Source organism: Alcanivorax sp. HI0083, from assembly GCF_001635175.1.
The window spans coordinates 1-365 of sequence record NZ_LWFX01000778.1 but is presented as its reverse complement, the minus strand read 5'-3'; the positions used below and the strand labels follow the sequence as shown (position 1 = coordinate 365).

At 58.9% G+C, this 365-nt stretch carries 1 pseudogene; it reads left to right on the top strand.

Going from position 1 to position 365, the window contains the following annotated elements:
• A pseudogene (locus A3754_RS27500) lies at positions 1 to 365 on the top strand (Na(+)-translocating NADH-quinone reductase subunit C); the annotation flags it as partial.

Below are 365 nucleotides of genomic sequence, written 5' to 3'. Positions count from 1 at the left end.
GCGCCCGGTACAGAACGAAAACAAGCTGATCGACAAGCGCATGAACATCCTGCTGGCCGCCGGCATGTACGACGCTAGCCAGGACGTGAACGAGCAGTTCAAGTCCATCGAGCGCAAGTTTGTCGACATCGAAAGCGGTGACTATGTAGAGATGCCGGAAAGCTATGATCAGCGTACCGCCGCCAAGGACCCGGCCCAGTCCGAGCGCCTTAGTGGCGACGTGGACATTGCCGGTATCAAGAACCAGGCGGACGTGGCCGAGGTATACCTGGCCCGTGGTGATAATGGCGAACTGAGCCGTATCATCCTGCCGGTTCACGGTTATGGCCTGTGGTCCACCCTCTATGGTTTCCTGGCGCTGGAGC